General features: G+C 67.2%; 6 protein-coding genes and 1 pseudogene. 4 read left to right on the top strand and 3 right to left on the bottom strand.

Annotation, left to right across the window (positions count from 1 at the left end; translation table 11 throughout):
• On the bottom strand, positions 1 to 1,031 hold a 1,031-nt coding region (locus BRAS3809_RS18990), incomplete at its 3' end, for a 5'-3' exonuclease (protein WP_283805772.1).
• A gap of 282 nt (positions 1,032 to 1,313) precedes the next feature.
• Complete coding sequence (locus BRAS3809_RS18985; protein ID WP_008963689.1) at positions 1,314 to 2,366, bottom strand: acyltransferase family protein; 1,053 nt, start codon at positions 2,364 to 2,366, stop codon at positions 1,314 to 1,316.
• A 151-nt stretch (positions 2,367 to 2,517) separates the two neighbouring features.
• Between BRAS3809_RS18985 and BRAS3809_RS18980 the strand changes: the two genes are divergently transcribed.
• From BRAS3809_RS18980 to BRAS3809_RS18965, 4 genes are all read left to right on the top strand, one after another.
• Complete coding sequence (locus tag BRAS3809_RS18980; protein WP_008963688.1) at positions 2,518 to 3,837, top strand: UDP-glucose dehydrogenase family protein; 1,320 nt, start codon at positions 2,518 to 2,520, stop codon at positions 3,835 to 3,837.
• Between the two features lie 123 nt (positions 3,838 to 3,960).
• Positions 3,961 to 6,435, top strand: coding sequence for an ATP-dependent helicase HrpB (gene hrpB, locus BRAS3809_RS18975; RefSeq protein WP_008963687.1), 2,475 nt, complete (start codon positions 3,961 to 3,963; stop codon positions 6,433 to 6,435).
• Positions 6,436 to 6,595: 160 nt separating this feature from the next.
• Complete coding sequence (locus tag BRAS3809_RS18970) at positions 6,596 to 7,090, top strand: TIGR02281 family clan AA aspartic protease (protein ID WP_008963686.1); 495 nt, start codon at positions 6,596 to 6,598, stop codon at positions 7,088 to 7,090.
• 183 nt (positions 7,091 to 7,273) lie between these two features.
• Positions 7,274 to 8,773, top strand: coding sequence for a phosphomannomutase/phosphoglucomutase (locus tag BRAS3809_RS18965; RefSeq protein WP_008963685.1), 1,500 nt, complete (start codon positions 7,274 to 7,276; stop codon positions 8,771 to 8,773).
• A 58-nt stretch (positions 8,774 to 8,831) separates the two neighbouring features.
• Here BRAS3809_RS18965 and BRAS3809_RS18960 read toward each other — a convergent pair.
• Positions 8,832 to 9,219, bottom strand: a pseudogene (locus tag BRAS3809_RS18960) (methyl-accepting chemotaxis protein); the annotation flags it as partial.

The raw sequence follows: 9,219 nt of genomic DNA, 5'->3' as shown, positions 1-9,219 counted from the left end.
CTTGCGGGGGAGGGCGGGGTGGGGGCCGCCGCCGGGCTCGATCCTACCTTCAGTTGCGCGTCCGCGGTCACGTCGGCCGGATCGATCTGCGAATACTCCGCCACACGCCGCGTCAGCGTGGAGAACTCCATCGCCTTGAGGAACGCGATCAGCTTGCGCGGATCCGGCTCGTGCACGGCGAGGTCGTCGAGCGGCACCTCGAGCGCCACCTTGTCGTCGAGCAGCACCAGCTGGCGCGAGATCCGCGCCTTCTCGGCGTTCTCGATCAGCGCCTCGCGCCGCTTCGGCTGCTTGATCTCGGCCGCGCGCGTCAGCAGGCTTTCGAGATCGCCATAGTCGTTGATCAGCTGCGCCGCGGTCTTGATGCCGATGCCGGGCACGCCCGGCACGTTATCGGTGGAATCGCCGGCCAGCGCCTGCACCTCGACCACCTTCTCCGGCGGCACGCCGAACTTCTCGATCACCTCGGCCGTGCCGATGCGGCGGTCCTTCATCGTGTCGTACATCGTGACGCAGTCGTTGACGAGCTGCATCAGGTCCTTGTCGGACGACACGATCGTGGTGGTGGCGCCGCGCTCGCAGGCGAGCCGTGCATAGGTCGCGATCAGATCGTCGGCCTCGAAGCCGCCCTGCTCCAGGCAGGGCAGGTCGAAGGCGCGCACCGCTTCACGGATCAGCGCGAATTGCGGGATCAGGTCGTCTGGCGCAGGCGGCCGGTGCGCCTTGTAGTCGGCGTAGATCTTGTTTCGGAACGTGACCTCGGACTTGTCGAACACGATCGCCAGATGCGTCGGCCGGTCGGTCTCGGGCATGTCGCGGAGCAGCTTCCACAGCATGTTACAGAAGCCGAGCACGGCGTTGACGTTCAGTCCGTCGGACTTGCGGTTCAGCGGCGGCAGCGCGTGATAGGCGCGGAAGATGTAGGACGAGCCGTCGACCAGGAACACATGGTCGCCCTTGGCCGCGGCTTTGGCGGCGGCGGGCACAGGAGCGGCGGGTGTGACGGCGGCTTTCTGGGGCGTTTTGGGCATGGCCGCAATGTAGGGAATTCGGCCGGGATTGACACCCTCGGAACGGCAGATTCCGGCGCGTTCCCCACCCAATTCGAAGGCCGCTTTGCGCTCGGTCCGCGCCACAAACTCCGATGTCGTCCCGGGCAAGCCACGACGGCGCGAAGCGCTGGCGGGGCGCCGACCCGGGACCCATACTCCGCGGCCGTGGTGAGGCGGCAGGCTGTGGCCACGGCGCGCCGCAAACCGAGGACGGTGGTTATGGGTCCCGGGTCTACGCCCGGGACGACACCGAAGGTGGGGCTACTCGGCGGGCTGCAAGGCAGGGCGGTGCTTCGGCGGCGCGATCCAGAATGCGATCGGGCGTTCGAACAGGAAGCGGGCGCCGAGGCGCAGGGCGAGGCGCCAGATCGCGAGCGCGCCGAGCACGCCGGCGACCGTGACCAGCAGCGAGATCGTTCCGATGTCGGTGATGATTCCCGTCTTCAGCAGCAATGTGCGCGTCGCGGCCATCGGCAGGAAGAAGGCGAGATAGATCACGATCGAATGCTCGCCGCAGAAGCGCAACGCGTTCAGGAACTGCGCGCGCGCCAGCAGCGTGCCGGCGATGATGATGGCAACTGCGCCGGCGTAGCCCAGCAGCAGCGAGATCACCGGCCATTCGCTGACGCCGAGCGTCACCAGCGACTGGTTGATCACCGCCCAGGCGAGCAGGCCGGCGACCGCGAGCAGGGGCTGCGCCCGCGCGCGATCCGACAGGGCGAAGATCGCGTTCGCGAACAGATAGCCGGAGTAGATGTAGACGAAACGGGCGCAGAACTCGTCGATCACGGTCCAGCCGGTCGAAATATGCGACATCTCGAGGCCCGCCGCCACGCCCCAGATCACCGGCGCCGGCAGCCTGCGTGTCAGCTTGATGACGACGAAGAAGATCGGCAAGAGGTAGATGAACCACAGCGTGCCGAACGGCTCGATGAAGGATTCCAGGTACAGATAGCCGGCATGTGGCCAGCCGGCCGTGGCGGCGAAGCCGGGGGCCTTGAAGCCGAACTGGATCGTCACCCAGAGCACGTAGAAATAGGCGAAGTGCACGACCTTGCGGTCGAGATAGGTGCGCCAGTCGCGGTCGATCACCAGCGGCAGGAACAGGCCGGAGATCAGGAAGAAGTCCGGCATCCGGAACGGTTTTGCGAAGGCGACCACGGCATGCATGAATCCGGTCTCGCCGGCCGCGAGCTCGACGCCGAGCACCGAGTGCATCATCACGACCATGATGATGCAGATACCCTTGGCGTAGTCCACCCAGTCGATGCGCGCCTCGGTTCCGGCCAATTTCGGCGTGCCATTCGCGGTCATGCTGTCCCTCTCTGGCGCGGAGCTGCCGCAATATCGGGCAGAGCCGTTAATACTCCTTGCTGTCATCCAAACGTCATGCCGTTTTCTAAATTCCCCCTGGGCCGCAAATGGTCTAAGACGCCAAAGTATTAACCTTGAAGGATGGGTTTCGATGCGAATTGCGATGATCGGCACGGGGTATGTGGGGCTGGTGTCCGGGGCCTGCTTCGCCGATTTCGGCCACGAGGTCACTTGCGTCGACAAGGATGAGAGCAAGATCGCCGCGCTTCATCGTGGGGAAATTCCGATCTTCGAGCCGGGGCTCGACGCGCTGGTCGCGGCCAACGTCAAGGCCAAGCGGCTCGACTTCACCACCGATCTCAAGCAGCCGGTCGCCGATGCCGATGCCGTCTTCATCGCCGTCGGCACCCCGTCGCGGCGCGGCGACGGTCATGCCGACCTCACCTATGTCTATGCCGCCGCCCGCGAGATCGCGGCGTCGCTGACCGGCTTTACCGTGGTCGTGACCAAATCGACCGTGCCGGTCGGCACCGGCGACGAGGTCGAGCGCATCATCCGCGAGACCAATCCTGCCGCCGATGTCGTGGTCGCGTCCAATCCGGAGTTCCTGCGCGAGGGCGCGGCGATCCGCGACTTCAAATGGCCCGATCGCATCGTGGTCGGCACCGATGACGAGCGCGGCCGCAAGGTGCTCGGCGACATCTATCGTCCGCTGTCCCTCAACCAGGCGCCCATCATGTACACGGCGCGGCGCACCGCGGAGCTGATCAAATACGCCGCCAACGCGTTCCTCGCCACCAAGATCACCTTCATCAACGAGGTCGCCGATCTCGCCGAGAAGGTCGGCGCCGACGTGCAGGAAGTGGCGCGCGGCATCGGTCTCGATAACCGCATCGGCTCCAAGTTCCTCCACGCCGGTCCGGGCTTCGGCGGCTCGTGCTTCCCGAAGGATACCCGCGCGCTGATCAAGATCGCGCAGGACTACGACACGCAGCTGCGCATCGTCGAATCCGTGCTGGCGGTGAACGACAACCGCAAGCGCGCGATGGCGCGCAAGGTGGCGCATGCCGTCGGCGGCAATCTGCGCGGCAAGACGGTCGCGGTGCTCGGCCTCACCTTCAAGCCGGAGACCGACGACATGCGCGAGGCGCCGTCGATTCCGCTGGTGACGGGTCTGCTCGACATGGGCGCCCAGGTGCGCGCGCATGATCCGGTCGGCATCGAGCAGGCCAAGAAGGAGCTGCCCGAGATCGCCTATTTCGAGGATCCCTATGCCTGCGCCACCGGCGCCGACGCGATCGTGCTGGTCACCGAATGGGTGCAGTACCGCGCCATGGATCTCGACCGCCTCAAGCAGGTCATGGCCCAGCCGGTCGTCGTCGACCTGCGCAACGTCTACCGCCCCGACGAGATGGCGGCGCACGGCTTCGTCTATGAGAGCGTCGGCAGGCCGTCGGCGAAGGGCAACTAGGTGCAGCGCTCGTAGAGCAGAGGGTGCAGTGAGCGTGCGGCGGTCAATTCGTCAATTCACTGCGAAACATGTCTTCAAACTGGCTCGTCCCCAGGGACGAGCCCGGTAGTCTGCAGCCCGCCCTTGCCCCTTCGCTTCGACACGCCGCTGCCCATCGATGCCGTGCTGGACGAATTGTCCGGCACGCTCGCGCGGAGCAGCACCGCCGTCCTGGTGGCGCCCCCGGGCGCCGGCAAGACCACGCGGGTGCCGCTGGCGCTGCGCGATGCGCCGTGGGTCGGGGACAACAAGATCATCGTGTTGGAGCCGCGGCGCATCGCCGCCCGCGCCAGCGCCGAGCGGATGGCCAAGTCGCTCGGCGAGCGCGCCGGCGAGACCGTCGGCTATCGGGTGCGGTTCGGCTCGAAGGTGTCGCGCGCGACCCGCATCGAGGTCGTCACCGAGGGCATCTTCACCCGGCAGATCCTCGACGACCCCGAACTCACGGGGGTTGCCGCCGTGCTGTTCGACGAATTCCACGAGCGCTCGCTCGATGCCGATCTCGGCCTCGCGCTGGCGCGCGATGCGCAGCAGGGGCTGCGCGAGGACCTGCGCATCCTCGTAATGTCGGCGACGCTCGACGGCGCCCGGGTCGCGAGCCTGCTCGGCAACGCGCCGGTGGTGGAGAGCGAGGGGCGCGCTTATCCGGTCGAGACCCGCTATGTCGGCCGCAAGCCGGATGCGCCGGTCGAGCGTCAGATGGCCGAGACCATCGCCGCCGCGCTGCGCACCGATGCCGGCTCGGTGCTGGCGTTCCTGCCCGGCGCCGCCGAGATCCGGCGCACCCAGACCATGCTCGCCGAGCGCGTCCACGACGCTGCAATCGAGATCGTGCCGCTGTTCGGCGCGCTCGATGCCGCGGTCCAGGACCGCGCCATCTCCCCGGCGCCGAAGGGCCACCGCAAGGTGGTGCTGGCGACCTCGATCGCCGAGACCTCGCTGACCATCGAGGGTGTCCGTATCGTGGTCGATTCCGGCCTCGCGCGCGTGCCGCGCTACGAACCCGATATCGGCCTGACCCGGCTGGAGACGGTGCGCGCCTCCCGCGCCGCCGTCGACCAGCGCCGCGGCCGCGCCGGCCGCACCGAGCCGGGCGTCTGCTACCGGCTCTGGGACGAACCGCAGACCGCTTCGCTCGCGGCCTACACCCAGCCCGAAATCCTCAGCGCCGATCTGTCGTCGCTGGTGCTCGACCTCGCGCAATGGGGCGTCAGCGATCCCGCGAGCTTGAGCTTCCTCGACCCGCCGCCGCTTCCGGCCTGGAAGGAGGCGCGCGATCTCCTCAGCGAGCTCGGCGCGCTCGACGGCGACGGCCGTCTCACCGATGAGGGCCGCAGGTTGCGGGCGCTGGCGCTGCCGCCGCGGCTGGCGCGGATGATCGTCGATGCCGCCGACTACGGCGCGGCGGGGCAGGCGGCCGATATCGCCGCGATCCTGACCGAACGCGGCCTCGGCGGCGACAGCGTCGATCTCGAGGTCCGGCTCGATCAGTTCCGCAGAGACCGCTCGCAACGGGCGCAGAGCGCGCGTGACATGGCGCGGCGCTGGGCGCAGCAGGTCAGCTCCGCCTCCTCGCCGCAAGGAACAGGGGACCTGACGACCGGGCTGATGCTGGCCTTCGCCTTCCCCGACCGGGTCGCGCGCAACCGCGGCAATGGCAGCTTCGTGCTGGCCAATGGCCGTGGCGCCGCCGTCGAGCAGACCTCGTCGCTGGCGCGCGTGCCGTACATTGCGGTTGGTGAGCTGACCGGCACGGCGGCGAGCGGCCGCATCCTGCTGGCCGCGCCGCTCGCGATCGAGGACATCGAGCGCCACTTCGCCGCGCACATCGAGGCCAAGGACGAGGTCAGCTTCGACCCGGGCGCGATGGCGCTGCGGGCGCGGCGCCGGCGCAGGCTGCATGCGATCGTGATGGCCGATGCACCGGTCGCTTTGACGCCGTCGGACGAGACTGCGCGCATCTTCGCCGATGGGCTGGTTGCCGCCGGCCTCGACCGGCTGCCGTGGTCGAAGGCTGCCAAGCAGTGGCGCGACCGCGTCATGTTCCTGCGCAGGGCGGAAGGCGATAGCTGGCCGGACCTGTCGGATACGGGCCTCGCCGAGCGGCGCGACGACTGGCTGGTGCCGCTGCTGGCCGACAAGACCGCGCTCAAGGATATCTCGGCCGGAGACGTCTCGGACGCCGTGATGGCGCTGCTGCCCTGGGACCTCCGCGCCCGCCTCGACAAGGAGGCGCCGACCCATTTCGAGGCTCCGACCGGGACCATGCTGGCGATCGACTACGAGGCCGAGCAGGGGCCGACCATCGCGGTCAGGCTGCAGGAGCTGTTCGGCCTGAACGTTCATCCGTCGATCGCCCGTGGCGCGGTTCCGCTGGTGCTGGAGCTGCTGTCGCCGGCGCAGCGGCCGGTGCAGGTGACGCGCGATCTGCCCGGCTTCTGGCGCGGCTCCTATGCCGCCGTGCGCACCGACCTGCGCGGCCGCTATCCACGGCATCCCTGGCCGGAGGATCCCGCCCACGCCGAGCCGACCCGGCGTGCCAAGCCGCGAGGGACATAGCCGATGCGAATTATACCGTCCGCGCCGCCATCGTTAACGCTTCACTCATCGTTTTCGCCAAAATGGCGGCGGCAGCCGCTCTGCTTCAGTCGCCCGTCAGCGGCTTTCATGGTCAAGTCGGTTGCGGGGTAAAGTCGGGCGTTGCGTGATGCGTAACATAATGATCTTCGCGGCCGTTCTCGTCGGCCTCGGCACCTTCATGGCGCAACTGGCCGATCGCCTGACGCCGGCGCCCGCGTCGGCAACGACCTCGGTGCGCAGCGCGACGGTGGATACCGCCGGCCAGCGCAGCCTCAGCATCCCCACCGACCGCCGCGGCCATTTCCGCGCCGACGGCCGCATCGACGGCCAGCGGATCAGCTTCATGATCGACACCGGCGCCTCGATGGTCGCGCTCAACGAGAGTTCGGCCGCGCGGTTCGGCTTGCGCCCGGCGCGCGGCGACTACACGGCGACGGTGACCACCGCCAACGGCACCGTGAAGGCGGCGCGCGCGAAACTCGCGATGGTCGAGCTCGGCGAGCTCATCGTGCGCGATGTCGACGCCCTGGTGCTGCCGGATACGGCGCTCTCGGAGAACCTGCTCGGCCTGTCCTTCCTGTCGAAGCTGAAGCGCTTCGCCTATGCCAACGGTCAGATGGTGCTGGAGCAGTAATCACGACCGCTGAATATTGGACGATGCGCCGGCGGCCCCCATATACCGTAAGGTCAGATGGGGAGGCACCCTGCCTGATTGTTGCCTGCATTCATCTGCCTTTGTTGTATGACGTCTTTGCATGACGCCGAGCGCCGCGCGGCTGCATTGTTCCATTGATGTGATTTCCCGAGGCCCCTCCTGATGTTCCCCAAGCCGAAACCCGTCCTGGTCCCCAATACCTACGCCTTTGAATCCGAGCCGATGGTGAAGCCGACGGGCTTCCGCGAATATGACGCGCGCTGGCTGTTCAACAAGGAAATCAACCTGATGGGGGTGCAGGCGCTCGGCATGGGGCTGGGCGCGCTGATCGCCGAACGCGGCGTGAGCCGAGAAATCGTCACCGGTCACGATTTCCGCGGCTACTCCGCCTCGATCAAATATGCGCTGATCTCGGGTCTGATGGCCGCCGGCTGCAAGGTTCACGATATCGGCCTTGCCGTGACGCCGATGGCCTATTTCGCCCAGTTCGAGCTCGACGTCCCCTGCGTCGCCATGGTGACCGCCTCGCACAACGACAATGGCTGGACCGGCGTGAAGATGGGCGCCAACCGGCCGCTGACCTTCGGTCCCGAGGAGATGACCCGGCTGAAGGAGATCGTGCTCAACGCCGAGTTCAAGAACGCCGGCGGCGGCTCGTATCAGTTCCACGAGAATTTTCCGGCGCGCTACATCGCCGATCTGACCAACCGCCCGAAGCTGACGCGCAGGCTCAAGGTCGTTGCGGCCTGCGGCAACGGCACCGCGGGCGCGTTCGCGCCACAGGTGCTCGAGGCGATCGGCTGCGAGGTGATCCCGCTCGACACCGAGCTCGATCACACCTTCCCGAAATACAATCCCAATCCCGAAGACATGGAGATGCTGCACGCCATCCGCGACGCCGTGCTGGCGCACAAGGCCGATGTCGGCCTCGGCTTCGACGGCGACGGCGATCGCTGCGGCGTGGTCGACAACACCGGCGAGGAGATCTTCGCCGACAAGGTCGGCGTGATGCTGGCCCGCGACATGTCCGCGATCCACAAGGATGCGCAGTTCGTGGTCGACGTGAAATCGACCGGCCTTTTCATGACCGATCCGGTGCTGCAGGCGCAAGGCGCGCGGACCGCCTATTGGAAGACCGGCCATTCCTACATGAAGCGCCGCACCAACGAGCTCGGCGCGCTCGCGGGCTTCGAGAAGTCCGGCCATTTCTTCTTCAACAAGCCGTTCGGCCGCGGCTATGATGACGGCCTGGTCTCGGCGATCGCGATCTGCGAAATGCTCGATCGTGCACCTGGCAAGTCGATGGCCGACCTCAAGGAGGCGCTGCCCAAGACCTGGTCGTCGCCGACGATGTCGCCGCATTGTGGCGACGAGGTCAAATACGGTGTCGTGGATGCCGTGGTGAAGCACTTCCAGGCGCTGCAGCAGCAGGGCGGCAAGGTGGCGGGGCAGGCGATCCGCGATCTCGTCACCGTCAACGGCGTTCGCGTCACGGTCGAGGACGGCAGCTGGGGCCTGGTGCGCGCATCGTCCAACAAGCCCGAGCTCGTGGTCGTGGTCGAGAGCCCGGTGTCCGAGCAGCGCATGCACGACATGTTCGAGGCGGTGAACGTCGTGCTGCGGACGCATCCGGAGGTCGGCGCCTACAATCAGACGATCTGAGGCGCGAAAGGCGAGCATGACTTCGCGAAGCCATGCTCGCTTCGAAGGATGCAGCGAGCTAGGCGGCCCGCAGCGAGTTCAGAAACTGATCGACCTCGGATTTGAGCCGGGCCGATTGCGAGGACAGGCCGTTCGCCGATTCCAGCAGCTTCGAGGCGGCGTTGCCGGTTTCGTCGGAGGCATGGGTCACGCTGCCCATGCTCTGGCTGACCAGTCGGGTGCCTTCCGAGGCCTGTTGCACATTGCCGGAGATCTCACCGGTCGCCAGGCCCTGCTGCTCGACCGCGGTGGCGATCTCCTTCGAGATCCCGTCGATTTCGGCAATCGTTCCGCCGATCAACTGGATGGCGCTGACGGCATCGCCCGTGGCGCTCTGGATGCTCTGCACCTGGCTTGAGATTTCCTCGGTAGCCTTGGCGGTCTGATTGGCCAGCGCCTTCACCTCG

Source organism: Bradyrhizobium sp. STM 3809, assembly GCF_000239795.1.
Classification (GTDB): Bacteria; Pseudomonadota; Alphaproteobacteria; order Rhizobiales; family Xanthobacteraceae; genus Bradyrhizobium.
Note: the sequence above shows the minus strand (reverse complement) of the source record. Positions and strands in the feature narration are given on the sequence as shown.

Bases quoted from the DNA above. Each gene is read 5' to 3' on its own strand.
- BRAS3809_RS18985 (WP_008963689.1), bottom strand. From the start codon at position 2,366: ATGACCGCGAATGGCACGCCGAAATTGGCCGGAACCGAGGCGCGCATC.
- BRAS3809_RS18980 (WP_008963688.1), top strand. From the start codon at position 2,518: ATGCGAATTGCGATGATCGGCACGGGGTATGTGGGGCTGGTGTCCGGG.
- BRAS3809_RS18970 (WP_008963686.1), top strand. From the start codon at position 6,596: ATGATCTTCGCGGCCGTTCTCGTCGGCCTCGGCACCTTCATGGCGCAA.
- BRAS3809_RS18965 (WP_008963685.1), top strand. From the start codon at position 7,274: ATGTTCCCCAAGCCGAAACCCGTCCTGGTCCCCAATACCTACGCCTTT.